General features: G+C 43.7%; 15 protein-coding genes. 12 read left to right on the forward strand and 3 right to left on the reverse strand.

The window, feature by feature from the left end; translation table 11 throughout:
* Window positions 1-20: 20 nt before the first annotated feature.
* The 9 genes from ACQZ43_RS04620 (at window position 21) to ACQZ43_RS04660 (ending at window position 10,662) form a co-directional block, all read left to right on the forward strand.
* Complete coding sequence (locus ACQZ43_RS04620) at window positions 21-2,330, forward strand: T9SS type A sorting domain-containing protein (RefSeq protein ID WP_430614775.1); 2,310 nt, start codon at window positions 21-23, stop codon at window positions 2,328-2,330.
* On the forward strand, window positions 2,330-3,046 hold the full coding sequence (gene recO / locus ACQZ43_RS04625; RefSeq protein ID WP_430614776.1) for a DNA repair protein RecO: 717 nt from the start codon (window positions 2,330-2,332) through the stop codon (window positions 3,044-3,046). Before ACQZ43_RS04620 ends, recO begins: the two co-directional genes overlap by 1 nt.
* Before the next feature lie 282 nt (window positions 3,047-3,328).
* A complete protein-coding gene (locus ACQZ43_RS04630; protein WP_430614777.1) occupies window positions 3,329-3,565 on the forward strand; it encodes a hypothetical protein in 237 nt (78 codons plus the stop codon).
* Between the two features lie 145 nt (window positions 3,566-3,710).
* Window positions 3,711-4,250, forward strand: a complete 540-nt coding sequence (locus tag ACQZ43_RS04635) for a hypothetical protein (RefSeq protein ID WP_430614778.1) — start codon at window positions 3,711-3,713, stop codon at window positions 4,248-4,250.
* 184 nt (window positions 4,251-4,434) lie between these two features.
* Window positions 4,435-4,728: a hypothetical protein gene (locus tag ACQZ43_RS04640; RefSeq protein ID WP_430614779.1), complete on the forward strand. Its 294-nt coding sequence runs from the start codon at window positions 4,435-4,437 to the stop codon at window positions 4,726-4,728.
* A 732-nt stretch (window positions 4,729-5,460) separates the two neighbouring features.
* The gene (locus tag ACQZ43_RS04645) at window positions 5,461-5,859 is read left to right on the forward strand and encodes a hypothetical protein (RefSeq protein ID WP_430614780.1); all 399 of its coding nucleotides are present in this window, start codon (window positions 5,461-5,463) and stop codon (window positions 5,857-5,859) included.
* A gap of 330 nt (window positions 5,860-6,189) precedes the next feature.
* A complete protein-coding gene (gene ileS / locus ACQZ43_RS04650; protein ID WP_430614781.1) occupies window positions 6,190-9,591 on the forward strand; it encodes an isoleucine--tRNA ligase in 3,402 nt (1,133 codons plus the stop codon).
* Between the two features lie 7 nt (window positions 9,592-9,598).
* The gene (locus ACQZ43_RS04655; RefSeq protein ID WP_219294413.1) at window positions 9,599-9,979 is read left to right on the forward strand and encodes a TraR/DksA family transcriptional regulator; all 381 of its coding nucleotides are present in this window, start codon (window positions 9,599-9,601) and stop codon (window positions 9,977-9,979) included.
* Window positions 9,980-10,068: 89 nt separating this feature from the next.
* On the forward strand, window positions 10,069-10,662 hold the full coding sequence (locus tag ACQZ43_RS04660; RefSeq protein ID WP_430614783.1) for a lipoprotein signal peptidase: 594 nt from the start codon (window positions 10,069-10,071) through the stop codon (window positions 10,660-10,662).
* 113 nt (window positions 10,663-10,775) lie between these two features.
* Here the strand turns inward: ACQZ43_RS04660 and ACQZ43_RS04665 are convergent, their stop codons facing one another.
* The 3 genes from ACQZ43_RS04665 to ACQZ43_RS04675 are packed head-to-tail and all read right to left on the reverse strand — an operon-like array spanning window position 10,776 to window position 12,590.
* A complete protein-coding gene (locus ACQZ43_RS04665; protein ID WP_430614784.1) occupies window positions 10,776-11,015 on the reverse strand; it encodes a hypothetical protein in 240 nt (79 codons plus the stop codon).
* A gap of 44 nt (window positions 11,016-11,059) precedes the next feature.
* Window positions 11,060-11,623: a 5-formyltetrahydrofolate cyclo-ligase gene (locus ACQZ43_RS04670; protein WP_430614785.1), complete on the reverse strand. Its 564-nt coding sequence runs from the start codon at window positions 11,621-11,623 to the stop codon at window positions 11,060-11,062.
* On the reverse strand, window positions 11,616-12,590 hold the full coding sequence (locus tag ACQZ43_RS04675; protein WP_430614786.1) for a succinylglutamate desuccinylase/aspartoacylase family protein: 975 nt from the start codon (window positions 12,588-12,590) through the stop codon (window positions 11,616-11,618). The genes ACQZ43_RS04670 and ACQZ43_RS04675 overlap by 8 nt, the downstream gene beginning before the upstream one ends.
* A 127-nt stretch (window positions 12,591-12,717) precedes the next feature.
* Between ACQZ43_RS04675 and uvrC the strand changes: the two genes are divergently transcribed.
* From uvrC to ACQZ43_RS04690, 3 genes are all read left to right on the forward strand, one after another.
* Window positions 12,718-14,517 carry an excinuclease ABC subunit UvrC gene (uvrC, locus tag ACQZ43_RS04680; protein ID WP_430614787.1) on the forward strand — a complete coding sequence of 600 codons (1,800 nt, stop codon included), beginning with the start codon at window positions 12,718-12,720 and terminating at the stop codon, window positions 14,515-14,517.
* Window positions 14,518-14,603: 86 nt separating this feature from the next.
* Window positions 14,604-16,811: a patatin-like phospholipase family protein gene (locus ACQZ43_RS04685; protein WP_430614789.1), complete on the forward strand. Its 2,208-nt coding sequence runs from the start codon at window positions 14,604-14,606 to the stop codon at window positions 16,809-16,811.
* Between the two features lie 345 nt (window positions 16,812-17,156).
* Complete coding sequence (locus ACQZ43_RS04690; RefSeq protein ID WP_430614790.1) at window positions 17,157-18,323, forward strand: homogentisate 1,2-dioxygenase; 1,167 nt, start codon at window positions 17,157-17,159, stop codon at window positions 18,321-18,323.
* Window positions 18,324-18,332 lie beyond the last annotated feature (9 nt).

Consider the following 18,332-nt stretch of genomic DNA (forward strand, 5'->3'; position numbering starts at 1 on the left):
TGTGTTTTAAATCTGTTCCCATGAAGTCTATTTGCTACCTCTTTGTCTTGTTTATCGGTCTTTCGGGGCAAGCGCAAACCCATTCCTGGAAGGGCTATTTCTCCTATGCGCAAGTCACCGCAGTTACGGCATCGCCGACTCAGGTATATGCAGCGGCGGGCAGTTCCATCTTGATTTTTGACATCGCTTCCAAACAGGTCGAAACCGTGAGCTCTATAGAGGGGTTAAAAACGCAAGAGATCACCGCATTGTGGTACAGCGAGAAATTTAAAAAACTCATCGTCGGCAACGAAGACGGTTCCCTACAGATTCTACATCGGCCAACGGGTAAAATAACCGTGATCAACGACATTCTAAACAAAACATCCATACCGCCTACGGCAAAGCGAATCAATGCCCTGATCGAAAGCGGGGGCGATTTGCTAATCAGTACCCAATATGGGATCAGTGTGTTAAACCTCAATAACAACGCCTTTGGCGATACGTATTTCATCGGAGAATCCGGTGAGAATATCCAAGTAAAACAAACAGTGGTGATCGGCAATTGGATTTATGCCGCCACCGAGGAAGGGATTAAAAGAGGATTGTTGAGCAATCCAAATTTGGTCGATTTTGCCCAATGGGAAGTTTATGACTACGGAAAGTGGAACCAGCTCTTTGCGTGGTCTGGACGCTTGGCCGGTATTAAAGACGACGATAAGCTCTACCGTTTTAACGGCGATGTAGCAGCGGTACAACACGAATTTCAGCAACCGGTTTTGGATGTTCAAGTCAGTGCAGACGACCAATTGATCGCCACTACCGCAGCGGGGAGCTCGTGGTTTACTGCCCAAGGCGATTTGATTGTGTATATTCCAGCACAGTATGAGTTGAGCGACGGATTTACCTCGGCTTTAATCGTGGGTAATGAGGGTTATATCGGTACGAATTCCGGCGGCTTGTTGCAGTATGAGCATTCGATGACGCAGCAACCCAATTCCCTATCTCCCGAAGGGCCCTTGAGCAACCGGGTGTTTTCCCTGTTGAAAACCGACGCCGGACTATGGATGATTTTTGGCGGTTATAACAAGGATTACAACCCGCATAATCCGGGTTTGGCGAGTTATGGCATGAGTTTTTTTAGCGCGAATAAGGGATGGGATCAACTGCCTTATCAACGATTAAAGAACGCACAAGTCTTGTCGTATGCAGCGGTTAACCCGCGTAAACCGGGTCATTTATACGTGAGTTCCTTTCATACGGGCTTTTTGGATATCACCTTAAAAAATCAAGACTTAAAAGAGAGTGAGGTCGTTTTATACAACCACCTCAACACCGGGGCCAACGGCTTGCAAAAGGTCGAAGCGGTACCCGTGGATTATACCTCTGTCCGCATCAACGGAACGGCCTTTGACGCGGAGGGCAATGCGTGGATGACCAACAGCCTGGTGAGCGCTTCGATTAAGGAGATGCGCGCCAATGGCGAATGGACGTCCTACAGTCTAAAAAACAGCCTGTCCGAAGTGGATAAGGTGAGTTTTGGCGTGCCGCTGATCGATAAAAACGGCACCAAATGGATGGGAACCAACAACCGCGGTTTAGTGGGCTTTAACGAAAAAAAGGGACTTAAAACCCTAGTGCTCAATACCACAATCGGCAATATGCCCGATGTGGATGTGCGCAGCATTGCCTTGGACAACAACAACCAATTGTGGATCGGGACTTATAAGGGATTGCGCGTATTGCCCAGTGTGGATCGCTTTCTCAACGAAGCCCAATTGACAGCCAATTCGATCATTATCAAAGAAGACGGCATTGCACAAGAGTTGTTTTACCACCAGAGTATTACCAAAATCAAGGTCGATGGCGCCAATAATAAATGGGTCGCACTGGCCGATGCCGGCGTGTTTTTGGTATCGCCAAACGGACAAAAAACCCTACAGCGTTTTACCAAGGACAATTCCCCTTTGCCGAGCAACAACATCAGCGATATCGAAATAGACGGAGTCACTGGAGAGGTGTTTTTTGCCACAGATAAAGGCATGGTGTCCTTTAAGGGAAGTGCTACAGCAGCAACGACCTCCTTTAGCAATGTGTTTGCGTATCCCAATCCCGTGCGCCCCGAATTTAATGGCGATGTCAAAATATCCGGACTGATGGACAAATCCAACGTCAAGATTACCGACGTAGAGGGCAATCTGGTGTTTGAAGCCACGGCAGAAGGGGGAACCGTATTGTGGAACACCTATTCGCTTTCTGGAAACAAGGTCAACTCGGGCGTGTATTTGATTCTGGTTTCCTCCAAGGATGGCACGGATAAAACCGTCAAAAAAATCATGGTGATCCGCTAATGTTAATCCATACCAAGGCCGTGGTGTTGAGCGCGGTCAAATACCAAGAAAAAAGTCTGATTGTCAAGTGCTTTACCCAAGCTAGTGGCGTGAAGTCCTATTATATACGCAATGCCTATGCCAGGGGAAAAGGAGCGCAAAACAATGCCTATTTCAGGCCCTTAACCCTATTGGAAATCGAAGCACAGCACAAGAATAAAGGCGGTTTGGAGTATATAAAAGAACTCAAACTCGCACACCCCTATCAAACGATTTACGGCGATTTCTACAAAAACAGCATGGCGACTTTTGTCTCGGAAATGCTCCACCACACCATTAAAGAAGAAGAGCCCAACGAACCCCTGTTTGAGTATCTCGAAGCCGCTTTGCTCTGGTTTGATCACCAAGAGGAGGCTTCGAATTTTCACCTGATAACCCTATTGGGAATTACCAAATACCTGGGGTTTTATCCCGATTACTCCGAAGCCGAAGCCCCGTTTTTTAATCCCGTGGCCGGTAATTTTACCCATTTCCAAGATCGCGACTGTTTTGAAGCGGCAGACACCCAGCTCTTTAAGCGCTTGCTTCAACACGGATTTCTGTCGGACCAACGGGTTTTTAGCGGTAGGGAGCGCAACAACCTATTGAATTTGTTGTTGAGGTATTACAACCTGCATATTTCTGGATTTCGAAACCCCAATTCCCTCACGGTCCTCAAAGAAATTTTTTCGGACTAAATTCCCGTCCAAATCAAAAAAAATTAAACCCGCCAATCGCGGGTTTGCCTGTTTTTTGGCCGTTTTTTAAACCGGACACTTCCCTTACTATGCGAAAATTCAGCCGTCTTGCGTAAATTTTATTCGCAAAATTGTGATAAATTTATGACTTTAGTTTGCTTTGTTTTTCTTTTATTGGTATTTTAAATGTTAAAGTTGTTAATTAAATTTTATTTTTTATTTTTTTGTATAATTGTAAAGTCAATTAGCGCACGGATTTTTTAAGTGTCTAAAAGAGTTTATATGTTTAGGTTTTTTTCCATCTGGTATTTTGTCTTGATGGCGGTTTGTTTACAAGCGCAGCCCAAGGGGAAATTCGGCCCTAAGATTTGGTTAAAAGACCCCCATGCGCTAAGTGATTCGGTGCGTTTAAACGGCTATGGCAGCCTGAGTTTTTTAAAGGATCTTAAGGTGCTGACCAAAAGGAATATACTGGGAAAACACAATGTGGTTTATGCGGTATACCAAAGCCGGGTATGACGGATTAATAAAATCAAATTTTCTTAATAAACAAAATATGGAACAACGTGCAATTCATTATCAAATGAAATTACCTTCTTGGAAGAATACTACAATGGATTATAGAGAAGTCATCAATCATTACTATAAAAGAAATTCAAATTAGATGAGAAATTTAGTGCTGTTTTTTGTATGTGTTTTGTATTTATCTTGCGGAAATAAAACAGGAGAAGAATTCTTTTTTCAAGTTGAAAATTTATCTAGTAAAGATTTTGATTTATTAGAGATAAAAAAAGTGAAACTTTACTATTTAAGTAATTTAAGAAAAGATAAAAACAGTTTATGCTTCGAAATTAAGATTTATAATTCTCAAATAAGAAGTCAGATTAAAACCACTGATTTTAGTCTATTCTATGCTGAAAATAAATTTGAATATATCGCAATGTTTCCACCTGCAGTTTCTGCTGAAGATACAGTTTTTATTTGTTTTAGTCAAGATGAGATGAGAGGAGCTAAATTAGATTCTATTTTTAATTCTATGGAGAAGGTTCATACAAATAAAAAAATACAAATCACAAAAGATATTATTAAAGATGTCAAATTATATCTTTACTTTGAAAATAAAGATAGTATTGCCGTTCCATTAAGTGAAAAAACATTGTTTTCATTTTATTTACGTGATAAAAGTATGATGAATGTGTATTGATTAAAGTTTCATGTGCTGGCGCTGGCATCTCACTGGTGTCTATAAAGTTTAGTAGAATCTATTTGGTAGCAGTTAATGTATGTTTTTGAACTATTACACATGGCATTAAAAAGTAGAAAATATTATTTTTATTGTTGAAAGAGCTTTGTAGTGATTCGGTTTTTTGTTTCTCCATACGAAAAGATTGACTAGGACGAATCTTCGATTTCGTGCGGCAGCTGTTTACAGCACTAATAATCTAAGAGCAAGTGCTTATCAATCTGTTTATCAGAGAAATGTTTACTATGGTTGGGTTCAAGGCCAAGTAGATGCAAAAGGATATGGTTCAAAATGGTTTGGTGCAGCTCATTTAGTTACAGGATTAAGGGGAGTTGGAGGAACCGAAATACCAGATGGAGGGAAGTCGTATAACTTCAAAAATTATGATGACACCGTAAAATTAAGTAAGGAATTAATTAAAAAAGCACACAATGAATAAGGTTGTAAGTTTCTCAATTATAATTTCTATTAGTTTAGCTGTAATTATTAATTTGATACCATCAAAAGATTTCTTTGGAGCATATTATATTGATCTTTATATAATAGTACCTTTATTCTTAGTGCAATTATCAACATTATTGTTTTATAAAAAACATTCTATTTTGGCAAATATAATTAATGTATTGATTGTCTTAATAATGATATTTATTACATGTAAATTTATAGTGAATAGTTAATAAAACGAATCCCCGCTGGCGCCGGCATCTTGCTGATGCTTGTAGCATTTAATTGGTAACAGTTACTGTATGTTTTGAACTATTGAATATGGCATTAAAAAGTAGAAAACACTGTTTTTATTATTGATAGCAGCTGTATCGTGATTCGGTTTTTTGTTTCGCCACACTAAGGGATTGACGAAATCGAATCTTCGATTTCGTTCGCCAGCCTTCGTCCTCGGCTGTTTTTAATGATATAGAGTGATTACTGCATATCTCAGACCTAAAGCCGTCGCTTGTTGTTTTGAGCATGTCGTGCGCGGGATCGTTTTTAAGTGCGAATTTTACCGCGAAACCATTGGATAAAGAGCGACGAATGGCTATTTTTATACCAAAATAATCCTGTAAAGAGAAAGCGGTAGTGTGACTTTTACCGGCATTTCCTGGTGTTAGTACAGCAGGGGCGCTGAGAAAGGCAGTAGACAAGACCGATTTCCATTAAAATCCTATTAGAGATGATTAAGCGAATAAGTATGCTGGTTTTTTCCGTTTTGTTATGGAGTTGTGGCGGTCTTAAGCCCGTGGTAACCCACGACCTCTCCCCTTTGGGCACTTGGGTGTTGGTATCGCGTTCCGGTGGTTTGGCCGGTACGACAACGACTTTCGATGCCGCCCACAGAGAAAGCGTGTTGCAGTTGGAGCAAGACCGGATGATTCGCTGGGAAAAAGGTCAAAAAATATCCGAGCAAAGTTATGTAATTGAGCCGGGAAAAGTGATCGAAAGTGCGGAACCCCAAGACATCTTAAAAGCTGCGGAGTCGATGCCGCAATCGCTGATGCTAAAAGACGGTCAACTGATCTTAAGAGGACAGTGTTACGACTGTTATACCGATCGCTACCAACGCTTTCGTTGATTTTTATACCGCTTACCCCTTTGGCCCGCTTACCTTTTCGGTATGGCGGGTTTTTTATTGGGCAACAGCCGCTACGTTGTGGCGCATACGAGCGGTTGTCGGCGGAGTTTTTTGAATGAAAAGGGTTTTTAACTGCTTATAAAGCGCGGGGATAAGCGGCAAAAAAGGGGTTGGAATCCGCTAAATCCGAGTTGAAATGGCGGTCACGTGGCGTAATTGCAATTGAAAACCCACAGTTTCTTTTTTTTGCAGGTCTTTTACTTTTACAAGGCAGGGTATAATTAGTTGAAATTGTTTAATTTCGCACTACTGATTTTGAAAAAATAGATAATGAGCACGAAATTTACAGAATATAAAGGACTAGATTTGACAAATGTAGCTGCAGAAATGCTGCAGTTTTGGAAGGAACAAGCTATATTCGAAAAGAGCATAACCACCCGAGAGGGACAACAACCGTTTGTGTTTTTTGAAGGCCCTCCTTCAGCCAATGGAAAACCGGGTATTCACCACGTAATGGCTCGTGCGATTAAAGATATTTTTTGCCGATACAAAACCCAAAAGGGATTCCAAGTAAAGCGTAAAGCCGGATGGGATACCCACGGTTTGCCCGTAGAATTGGGAACTGAAAAGGAATTGGGAATCACCAAAGAAGATATTGGAACCAAAATATCCATAGAAGAGTATAACGAAGCTTGTAAGAGAACCGTAATGCGCTATACCGATTTATGGAATGAATTGACCGAACAAATGGGGTATTGGGTCGATATGGAAGATCCGTATGTGACCTACAAATCCAAATATATGGAAACCGTTTGGTGGTTGCTAAAGCAAATTTACGACAAAGACTTGATGTACAAGGGCTACACCATTCAGCCTTACTCACCCAAAGCGGGAACGGGCTTGTCTACACATGAAGTCAACCAACCCGGTAGTTATAGAGAGGTGACAGACACTACTATCGTCGCTCAGTTCTTGGCTAAAGAAGACAGCTTACCGGAATTTTTAAGGGGATATGGCGCGATACATTTCTTGGCATGGACCACGACACCGTGGACATTGCCCTCGAATACCGCTTTGACCGTTGGGCCAAAAATCGATTATGTATTGGTGAAAACCTTTAATCAATACACCTTTGAGCCCGTTCAAGTAATTTTGGCTAAGGCCTTGGTTGCAAAGCAATTTGCAGGTAAATATACCGCTGTGGCGGCAGTAGAAGAACTGGCAAACTATACGGCCAACGACAAAAAAATCCCTTATTTCGAAATCAAAGAATTTAAAGGAGCCGACTTAGTGGGCACGACCTACGAACAGCTGCTGGCTTATACCTTGCCGTATCAAAATCCAGAGAACGCGTTTAGAGTTATTGCCGGCGATTTTGTAACCACAGAAGATGGAACCGGTATTGTACACACCGCGCCGACCTTTGGAGCAGATGATGCTCGAGTGGCCAAAGAAGCCGTTCCAGAAGTGCCGCCGATGTTGATTTTAGACGAACAAGAAAACGCCGTGCCTTTGGTAGACTTACAAGGGCGTTTTGTGAGCGCCATGGGAGATATGGCTGGTAAATACGTTAAAAACGAATACTATGACGACGGACAAGCTCCGGAGCGTTCGGTAGACGTGGAGATTGCCATCCGATTAAAAGAGGAAAACAAAGCGTTTAAAGTAGAGAAATACGTCCACAGTTACCCACATTGTTGGAGAACGGACAAACCGATTTTATATTACCCATTGGACTCGTGGTTTATCCAAGTAACGGAGGTCAAAGACCGCATGTTCGACTTGAATGAAACCATCAATTGGAAACCGAAATCCACCGGTGAAGGCCGTTTTGGAAACTGGTTGAAAAATGCCAATGACTGGAATTTATCCCGATCGCGTTATTGGGGTATCCCCTTGCCCATCTGGAGAACAGAAGACAAATCGGAAGAGATAATCATCGGTTCTGTCGCGGAATTAATGGCGGAGATCGACAAGTCGATCGCTGCGGGCATACAGCAGGGCAATCCTTTTGAGGGCTTTGAAGTCGGCAATATGTCGGAAGAGAACTACGATTTGGTCGACTTGCATAAAAATGTCGTGGATAAGATCGTTCTAGTATCTGCGTCGGGCAAACCGATGGAGCGCGAGAGCGACTTGATCGATGTGTGGTTTGACTCCGGAGCCATGCCGTATGCGCAATGGCATTATCCTTTCGAAAACAAAGAGATGGTCGATGGAAACAAAGCATTTCCAGCAGACTTTATCGCCGAAGGGGTCGATCAAACCCGCGGTTGGTTCTATACCCTACACGCCATTTCGACCTTGGTATTTGATACCAATGCCTATAAAAATGTGATGTCAAACGGTTTGGTTTTGGACAAAAACGGACAAAAAATGTCCAAGCGTTGGGGCAATGCAGTCGATCCGTTTGAAACCCTGCAAACCTATGGCCCGGATGCCACGCGTTGGTACATGATTTCCAATGCGAATCCGTGGGACAACTTAAAGTTCGACGTAGACGGTATAGCCGAGGTGCGAAGAAAGTTCTTCGGAACCCTATACAATACCTATTCGTTCTTTGCCCTTTATGCCAATATCGATGGATTTACCTATAAAGAAGCTGAGGTTCCCTTGGATCAACGCCCAGAAATAGACCGTTGGATCCTGTCGGAACTCCATACCTTGATTCAAAGCGTAGACGCATTTTATGCCGATTACGAACCGACCAGAGCAGCAAGAGCCATTTCCGATTTTGTTCAGGAAAACCTGAGCAACTGGTATGTGCGTTTGTGCAGAAGAAGATTCTGGAAAGGAGAGTACGCAACCGATAAAATCGCCGCCTACCAAACCCTGTATACCTGTTTGACTACCGTGGCAAAATTAGCGGCGCCTATAGCCCCGTTTTTCATGGATAAACTTTACAGAGACTTAACGCAAACCACCGCTAAGGAAACGTTTGAATCCATACATTTGGCAGACTTTCCTATAGGAGATGACGCGTTTATCGATAAGCGACTGGAGAGTAAAATGGAGAAGGCACAAACAGTTTCTTCCCTGGTGCTGTCCCTGCGTAAAAAAGAGATGATCAAGGTGCGTCAGCCGCTTCAAAAAGTGATGATTCCCGTGTTGGACGAATTGCAAAGAGAGGAGTTAATGGCTGTCTCTGACTTGATTATGGCCGAAGTGAATGTCAAAGAGATTGAATTGATTGACGATGCTTCCGGAGTATTGGTCAAACAAATCAAGCCAAACTTCAAAACATTGGGTCCGCGATTCGGAAAAGATATGGGGCTGATAGCTAGTAAGATACAGGCTTTTTCGTCAGCGGATATTTCTGAAATCGAAAAAAACGGAAATATTTATGTACAATTGGCAGAAAATAGTATTATATTAACACTCTCGGACGTGGAAATCACCTCTCAGGATATAGAAGGCTGGTTAGTTGCTAATTCCGATGGAATTACTGTTGCCTTGGATATTACCATTACAGAGGAGCTTCGTAAGGAGGGAATCGCCAGAGAATTGATTAATCGCATTCAGAACCTGCGCAAAGACGCCGGTTTGGAAGTTACCGATAAAATCAAAGTAGTCTTACAAGATCAGACGACGATTAAAGCCGCTGTTTTGGACAACGAAGATTACATTAAGTCAGAGACATTAACACACACCCTGGAATTCGTATCAGAAGTGGTGGACGGTGTAGAAATTGAATTTGACGAGCTAAAAACCAGAATATTAATTTTAAAATAAGCATGTTATGATAGGAGAAAACATCCGCTATTCTGATGCTGATTTGACGGAATTCAAAGAGTTGATTTTGAAAAAAATCGAAAAGGCGCAAGCCGATTTAGAATTGATCAAAAGTGCCTACATGAATGATTTGAACAACGGTACGGATGATACCTCACCCACGTTCAAAGCCTTCGAAGAAGGAAGTGAAACCATGTCAAAGGAAGCAAACTCGCAATTGGCCATTCGCCAAGAGAAGTTTATCAGAGACTTGAAAAACGCACTGATCCGCATTGAGAATAAAACCTATGGAATCTGTAAGGTTACCGGGAAATTAATCAACAAAGAACGATTGAAATTGGTTCCACACGCCACGATGAGTATCGAGGCGAAAAACCTACAACGATAATCTGTTTAAACTAAAAAAACGCTCTATAATAGGAGCGTTTTTTTTAACTCTCAAAATAATAAATTACATTTGCTGACAAATCGCAATAAATGACACTTAAAAAAGCCTCGCTTCTAGTGATCGCTGTTCTTTTGATAGATCAATGGTCCAAAATATACATTAAGACGAACTTTCTCTTAGACGAAGAGGTTTTTGTTTGGGATTGGTTTCGAATCCACTTTATCGAGAACGACGGCATGGCTTGGGGAGTTGAAATTCCCGGTTCTTATGGCAAGTTGTTTCTTACGCTTTTTCGCATAGTAGCCGTTGGCGGTATTGCCTACTGGTTGTATGATGCGGTCAAAAAAGGAGCTTCTTCCTTTTTAGTGGTTGCTGTGGCCTTGATTCTGGCTGGAGCGTTCGGAAATATTATCGATTCGGTTTTCTATGGCGTGATTTTTAATGAAAGCCATCACGAGGTAGCGACTTTGTTTTCCGATCAGCCCTATGGTACCTGGTTTCACGGTAGGGTAGTCGATATGTTTTACTTTCCGATATGGAAGGGCTATTTGCCAACGTGGTTGCCGATTTGGGGCGGTAAATACTTTACGTTCTTCAATGCGATTTTCAATGTTGCCGATGCGGCCATATCGATTGGTGTCGGTATATTGATCGCTTTTAACAAGCGCGCCTTTGCCAAGTAATAGCCTTTTAAGCAGCGCGATTTAGAGCGTTTGCCGATATAAAAAAAACCACCACATTGCCGGGGCAATATGGTGGTTTTTTTATGCGTAACCCCAACACCAGATGCTGCCGCTTAACGGTTGTGCTTCGGTCCTCGTTGCGAGGAGTTCTTTTTGTGTTTGGAGTGTTTTTTCTCCTTGTGGTGTTTTTTCTCTTTGTGGTGTTTGCCGTGTTTCGGATGCGACTCCTGAACAATCACTACGGGTCTTCTGCCGCGGTGTGAAGTTTCGTGTACCACGCAGCTGCTCAGTCCTATAGTGCTGATCAAGACCACCAGCAACAATCGAAAATGGTTGGAAATAAAATTTTTCATGTGATTTCTTTTCCTATTGTATTCAATAAGGATGCCAATCTGTTTTAAAAGGTGTAAACACCTTGGGGCGTTACGCAATAATCCAACGGAATATCGGTGCTAAGAGGGTCATTTATAGCGACTTCGGCTTCGAAGAGACTGAGTCCGATTTTTACGACATCCGGTCGGCATAAAGCGAGGAAGCGGTCGTAGAACCCCTTGCCATACCCCACCCGTTGCCCCGTTTGGTCAAAGGCCAATAGCGGAATAAAGACCACGTCAATTTGATCGGCCGCAACGCTTATACCGCCCACCGGTTCGGGTATGTGGTAGGCGTTTTTCTCGATACGCGTGTTGTCGGTCAAGAGGTAATGTGTCATCGAGCCGTCGGAAAAGTCCGATTTGGACAGCAGTATATTCTTGTCTTTTCCCGATAAGATATGCAGTAGAAATTCGGTATTGACTTCTCTTTTCTGTTCAATCGGCAGAAAGAGGTGGTAGTTGGTCAAATTCCATATCGGCAGTTGCAGCGATTGATTGGCTAGGGCCAAGCTGCCCTGATCGATTTGTTCCGGCGTTAAGGCCTGTCTCAAGGCCTGATATTTTGCGCGTAGTTCTTTTTTAGTCATGGGAAAGTAGCGAAGTGGATAAGTGAAAAATCGCATCGCCTTGGTAGACGATCGAGGCGTCGTTGGTATTGATGATATATCCGGTATACGGCGCTTTTACCGGTTGCTCTCCCTTGCCATAAGGGTCGGATATCACCGCTAAGATACGGCCTTTTTGCACAAAAGTTCCAATGGGCGTATGATTGTGAAACAGTCCGGAGTGCTTGGCGCGAACCCAGTCCGATTTGGCGATATAGCATATTTTATCTTCGACCACTGGAGCGGTAAAAGGCGCCCGCAGCATGCCCAGGTGATCGAGAAAGCGCAGGGTTCCCGCTACGCCCATATCGGATACCGAGGCGTTGATGTCCATGGATTTTCCACCTTCAAAAAGCAACATCTTCACCTGCCGCTTGGCGCAGGCATTTCTAAAAGAACCCGCTATATAATTGGAATACAACACAAAAGGTGCGTGGAAAACAGCAGCCAATTCGTCGAGTTCCGCACTGCCCGGTGCGATGCGGATTTGCGGTGCGTTAAAGCGACTCGCTCCACCGGCGTGAAAGTCGATCGCATAATCGACCACCGGAAGGATGTGCTTGACCAAATGATGGGCAAACTGACTGGCCAACGAGCCGAATTTGCTGCCGGGAAAAACCCGATTGAGGTCGCGACCGTCGGGAAACTCACGCGTTTTATTGATAAACCCAAAGATGTTGATCACCGGTATACAGATGATGGTACCCGTTTTGGGAACGTTGATTTTTTTGTGGATCAATTGACGTACGATGTCTATGCCGTTGAGCTCATCGCCGTGGATTCCCGCAGACAACAACACCGTAGGACCTTCGATTTTGGAGCGCGATATGATAATCGGAACCTTGAGCCGTGTGGCGGTATGAAATTTGGCAATCTCCAGATTGATGGTTTTCGTTTCGCCAGGAGCGATTTTTTCCTCTAAAATTTCTATTATTCTGGAATTTCTCATGGGGTGATTTTAAAACATAAATGTAGTGAAAACCGAAGAAATAGCGGGTATAATTCTGCAGTTGATTTGAATTATCCGAGATAAGGCGTTACTTTTGTTAGAGCAAATCGGGCATACCCAAACGCTTATGAAAAACACCTCCGCCTTAGAACTACAGATTAAAACCCTTCCAGACGAACCGGGTGTGTATCAATATTTTGACAAAGAAGACAAAATCCTATATGTCGGAAAGGCAAAAAACCTGAGAAAACGCGTGGGCTCCTATTTCAACAAAATACACGACAATGCCAAGACCAATGTTTTGGTCAAGAAAATCGTGTCGATCAAACACATCGTGGTACCGACCGAAACCGATGCGTTGCTGCTGGAGAACAACCTGATCAAGCGCCTGCAACCGCGGTACAACGTGCTGCTCAAAGACGATAAGACCTATCCGTGGATCTGCATCAAGCGCGAGCCCTTTCCCAGAGTGTTTTCGACCCGGCGCATGGTCAAAGACGGTTCGGAGTATTTTGGGCCGTATACCAATGTTAAAACCGTATATACGCTGCTGGATCTGATTAAAGAACTGTATCCCTTGCGCAGTTGTACCTACGACTTGTCGGTGACCAACATCAAGGCCGGCAAGTATAAAGTGTGCTTGGAATACCATATTGGCAACTGCCACGGGCCCTGCGAAGGCTACGAAAGTGAAGCGCATTACACCAAGAAAATCAATGCGATACGCGAAATTTTAAAGGGAAATTTTAAGGAGAGCCTCAAGGATTTCCGAACCCTGATGATGCAGCTGGCGAGCGAGATGAAGTTTGAAGAAGCCCAAAAGATCAAAGAAAAGATGGAGACCTTGGAAAATTACCAGTCGAGATCGACCATCATCAGTCCCAAAATCTCCAATATAGACGTCTTTTCTATCATATCCGACGAAGCGATGGCGTACGTCAATTTTTTGCAGGTATCACACGGAGCGATTATTCGTTCGCATACGCTCGAAATCAAAAAGAAGCTAGACGAGACCGATTTGGAACTGTTGGAATTGGCCATCGTCGAGTTGCGCGAACGCTTTCACTTGCTGTCCAAGGAAATCGTCGTGCCCTTTGCCGTCGAGCTCGGTGCGGATTTGCAGGTAACGGTTCCCAAGCTCGGCGATAAAAAGAAAATCCTCGACTTGTCCGAGCGCAATGCGCGATATTACCGTTTGGATCAGATGAAGCAAGTGAAAATCGTCGATCCTGAGCGCCATGCCAATCGCATTATGCAACAGATGAAAAAAGATTTGCGCCTGAGTCAGGAGCCGCGACACATAGAGTGTTTCGACAACTCCAATATTCAGGGAACCCATCCCGTAGCGGCCTGTGTGGTATTTAAAGACGGCAAGCCCAGCAAGAAGGACTACCGCCACTTCAATATCAAAACCGTCGAGGGACCCGACGACTTCGCTTCGATGGAAGAGGTGGTATACAGGCGCTATAAGCGCCTTTTAGACGAAGATCAGCCCTTGCCGCAACTCATCATTATCGATGGCGGAAAAGGGCAGTTGTCCTCCGCTTTAAAGAGTTTAGACGCTTTGGGCTTACGCGGAAAGATTGCGATAATCGGCATTGCCAAACGATTGGAAGAATTGTTTTATCCCGGCGATAGTATTCCGCTTTATTTGGATAAAAAGTCGGAAACCTTAAAAGTAATTCAGTACCTTCGAAACGAAGCACATAGATTCGGAATTACCTTTCATCGCGACAAGAGAAGCAAGGGAGCGATACAGACCTCACTAGACGAGATTCCCGGTATCGGGCAAAAGACTACCGAGGTGTTGATCGGGCATTTTAAGTCGGTAAAACGCATCAAAGAAGCCACGGAAAAGGAGTTGGAAGCCGTGGTGGGACTGTCCAAGGCGCGAAAAATTGCTCAGTTTTATAATACAGGCCTTTAAGTGCCGTACAATTCGTAGGGTTTTGCTGTGGCAATACCAGAATTTATTGCGGTTCAAAGGCGGTTAAAAACAATAAATTCTTATTTATGAAAAATCTTATTGTTGTTTTAAGCTTTTTTTGGATTTCATTTAGCGGCTATGCCCAAGACGAAGTAGAAGATCGACCTAAGATTGGGGTGGTTTTAAGCGGTGGAGGTGCCAAGGGCTTGGCGCATATCGGCGTGTTAAAGGTCATTGAAGAAGCCGGGGTTAAGATCGACTATATAGCGGGTACCAGTATGGGGGCGATAATCGGTGGACTCTATGCCGCGGGGTATACCGCATCCGAATTGGATTCCATCTTTCAACGCGTCGATTCCGATGCCCTGATTCAGGACTATGTTCCCCGCATTTCCAAGTCATTTTACGAAAAGAAAAACGACGAAATCTACACGGTGAGTTTGCCGTTTGAAAATTTTAAAATAGGTGTGCCCAAGGCTTTGTCCAAGGGGATGTACAACTACAACTTATTGAGTCGTTTGCTGGCGCATGTGCGCCACGTACGAGATTTCGACGAACTTCAAATACCCTTCCTCTGTGTGGCTACCAATGCCGAAACCGGAGAAGCCGTAATTTTGAGGCAGGGCAATTTACCGCAGGCCATCTTGGCCAGTGGGGCCTTTCCATCGCTGTATTCGCCCGTGGAAATCGACGGGCAAATGCTGATCGACGGTGGGGTGGTCAACAACTACCCCATAGAAGAGCTGCGCGAAATGGGCGCGGATATCGTGATAGGGGTCGATGTTCAAGACGGCCTAAAAGACCGTGAAGCCATTACCGGTGCCACCGATCTATTGCTGCAAATATCCAACTTCTCGACGATCAAGCAGATGAGGCGAAAGCGAAAAAAAACCGATATCTACATCAAACCCGATATAGCGGGATACAACGTGGTATCTTTTGATTTGGGCAAGGAAATCATCAAAAAAGGCGAGGAAGCCGCCGTGCTTTCCAGAGCGGAATTGAACCGTATAGGCGGTAATCCGCAAGCGGTAAAAGACCACTTCGTTCCCAAATTTACCGATACCCTGCGCATTTCATCCATCGCCAACAACACTTTGGAAACCTATACCGCCAGTTATATACAGGGGAAACTCGGCTTTCGCGCCCATTCCAAAGTCACTTACGAAAGCTTGGGAAAGGGAATATACAATTTGAATGGAACCCAAAACTTTAGTGGAATTTCCTATCAGTTTGAAAAAGACGGCGATCAAGACATACTGCAAATCCGATTGGATGAAAATCCCATTAGGCGTTTTCTTAAGCTGGGCTTGCACTACGACGGCCTGTATAAAAGCGCCGCCTTGATCAACATCACTCAGAAAAAGTTGCTGTTTAAAAACGACGTCGCCTCTTTGGATGTAATCCTGGGCGATAACTTCAGGTATAATTTGAATTACTATATCGACAACGGTTTTTATTGGAGTGTGGGGGTCTCGTCCAAATTAAAACGCTTTACGCGCACCGTGCCCTATCCCGATTTGGAGAATGGCCAACAGCAAATACCGGGCAATTTGAGCCTGGACTACGAGGAGGTGTCCAATCGCTTGTATTTCCAGACCATTTTTGCCCAGAAGTTCTTAATCGGGGTCGGGGGAGAACACAAATACCTAAATGTGCAATCCAAGACCATCAGCACGGAAAAAGCCATTTTTGACCGCAGTAATTATTTGGTCGGACACGCCTATGTCACCTTTGATAGCTACGACAACAAATACTTCCCCACCAAGGGGTTTATCATGAAGGCGCAATACGCCCATTACCTGTATTCCAGCGACTACAACAACGACTTTGAACCCTTTTCACAGCTCACGGCAGAATTGGGTTTTGTCAAGCGCATCTATAAAAAACTCTCGCTAGACGTGCATTCGGAAATCGGAATGACCTTTGGCAATCAGCCCAAAACATCCTTTTTCAACTTCTATTTGGGCGGTTACGGCTTTGCCGAAACCAACAGTGTAGTGCCGTTTTTCGGCTATGACTTCCTCGATTTGTTTAACAACTCCTATGTCAAGGGAAGCATCCAATTGGATTACGAAATCTTTAAGCGAAACCACGTCAATATTACGGCCAACTTTGCCAATATCGGCAATTCGATATTCGAAACCACCAACTGGATTTCCAAGCCGAAGTATACCGGATATGCGGTGGGGTACGGAATGGAAACCCTGCTGGGACCCATGGAAATCAAACACTCCTGGTCTCCGGAAACCCGCACCCATTACACTTGGTTTGGCGTGGGATTTTGGTTTTAGAGCAGGCACGCGCCCAGTTTCGAATAACAAAAGGCTCGAGTATGCGGTATAAACCGCAGCGCGAAGTGCGGATTTAACCGATTTGTTAAGCTATTTTTACAAAAAATACCGCGCTGCTTTCCGTTCAAATTGTTAAAAAGAGAAATCTAAAGGTTGTTTTGAAATAAATACCGTATTTTTAAGGTATAAAATTGCAGATGTTATTTTTTTCTCGATATTTGTAAAGTAATGAAGACAACTTGGAACGGTTTATTGGCATTAATTAAATATCTGATCAAGAGAAATCCTGAATGAGATTGCAACTTTGTAGATAAGAATAACTAGCATTAATCAAACAAAGTAATTATGCCCTTATACCATCAATTAGGAAAAATTCCGCCGAAGAGACATACTATTTTTAGAAAGCCCAACGGAGATTTATATTACGAACAACTCTTTGGAACTGTTGGTTTTGACGGTATGTCGACCAATATGTATCACGAACACCGTCCGACTCAAGTAAAGGAGATCAAAGGACAGTATAGCGTTGCGCCAAAGATTGCCCGTGCCAACAACATTCAATCGTATCGATTAAGAGGCTTTCAGGTAAAACCGGAAAACGATTTTTTACAGAGTCGTAAAGCGGTTTTGACCAACAGCGATTGTACGATTGTCTTGGCGGCCCCAAAGGCATCTACATCCGACTATTTTTATAAAAACACCGACTCCGACGAACTGATTTTTGTGCACAGAGGAACGGGAACTTTAAGAACCATGTTGGGTAATTTAACCTTTAAATACGGTGATTACCTGTTGATTCCTCGAGGCGTGATTTATAAGATCGACTTTGATACCGAAGACAATCGATTGTTTATAGTAGAGTCTAGAAGACCGATTTATACCCCTAAGAGATACCGAAACTGGTTTGGGCAATTACTGGAGCATTCCCCATTTTGCGAGAGAGACATCCGTCGTCCCGATCATCTGGAAACCCACGATGAAAAGGGAGACTTTCTGATCAAGGTCCGAAAACAAGATGAAATCTTCGATATGGTCTATGCGACACATCCTTTTGATGTGGTTGGTTATGATGGTTATAATTATCCGTATGCTTTTTCCATTCACGATTTTGAGCCTATTACAGGACGTATTCACCAGCCGCCTCCGGTTCATCAAACCTTTGAGACCGATGCTTTTGTGATATGTTCTTTCGTACCTCGTTTGTACGATTATCATCCCGACTCTATCCCGGCACCTTACAATCACAGCAATATCGACAGTGATGAGGTGCTCTATTATGTAGATGGGGATTTTATGAGTAGAAACGATATCGAAGCAGGGCACATTTCCCTACATCCGGCAGGGATTCCACACGGACCACACCCCGGAGCAGTAGAGCGCAGTATTGGAAAGACAAGCACTGAAGAACTCGCGGTTATGGTAGACACCTTTAAACCGCTGATGCTAACAGAAGAAGCCATGCAAATTGCGGATGAATCCTATTATCAGTCGTGGCTCGATGGCCACAAATAAAAACAACTA

Source organism: Flavobacterium sp. JP2137 (genome assembly GCF_050562195.1).
GTDB lineage: Bacteria > Bacteroidota > Bacteroidia > Flavobacteriales > Flavobacteriaceae > Flavobacterium.

Bases quoted from the DNA above. Each gene is read 5' to 3' on its own strand.
- ACQZ43_RS04685 (WP_430614789.1), top strand. From the start codon at position 14,604: ATGAAAAATCTTATTGTTGTTTTAAGCTTTTTTTGGATTTCATTTAGC.
- ACQZ43_RS04675 (WP_430614786.1), bottom strand. From the start codon at position 12,590: ATGAGAAATTCCAGAATAATAGAAATTTTAGAGGAAAAAATCGCTCCT.
- uvrC (WP_430614787.1), top strand. From the start codon at position 12,718: ATGAAAAACACCTCCGCCTTAGAACTACAGATTAAAACCCTTCCAGAC.
- ACQZ43_RS04630 (WP_430614777.1), top strand. From the start codon at position 3,329: ATGTTTAGGTTTTTTTCCATCTGGTATTTTGTCTTGATGGCGGTTTGT.
- ACQZ43_RS04645 (WP_430614780.1), top strand. From the start codon at position 5,461: ATGATTAAGCGAATAAGTATGCTGGTTTTTTCCGTTTTGTTATGGAGT.
- recO (WP_430614776.1), top strand. From the start codon at position 2,330: ATGTTAATCCATACCAAGGCCGTGGTGTTGAGCGCGGTCAAATACCAA.
- ACQZ43_RS04665 (WP_430614784.1), bottom strand. From the start codon at position 11,015: ATGAAAAATTTTATTTCCAACCATTTTCGATTGTTGCTGGTGGTCTTG.
- ACQZ43_RS04690 (WP_430614790.1), top strand. From the start codon at position 17,157: ATGCCCTTATACCATCAATTAGGAAAAATTCCGCCGAAGAGACATACT.
- ACQZ43_RS04670 (WP_430614785.1), bottom strand. From the start codon at position 11,623: ATGACTAAAAAAGAACTACGCGCAAAATATCAGGCCTTGAGACAGGCC.
- ACQZ43_RS04655 (WP_219294413.1), top strand. From the start codon at position 9,599: ATGATAGGAGAAAACATCCGCTATTCTGATGCTGATTTGACGGAATTC.
- ACQZ43_RS04620 (WP_430614775.1), top strand. From the start codon at position 21: ATGAAGTCTATTTGCTACCTCTTTGTCTTGTTTATCGGTCTTTCGGGG.
- ileS (WP_430614781.1), top strand. From the start codon at position 6,190: ATGAGCACGAAATTTACAGAATATAAAGGACTAGATTTGACAAATGTA.
- ACQZ43_RS04635 (WP_430614778.1), top strand. From the start codon at position 3,711: ATGAGAAATTTAGTGCTGTTTTTTGTATGTGTTTTGTATTTATCTTGC.
- ACQZ43_RS04660 (WP_430614783.1), top strand. From the start codon at position 10,069: ATGACACTTAAAAAAGCCTCGCTTCTAGTGATCGCTGTTCTTTTGATA.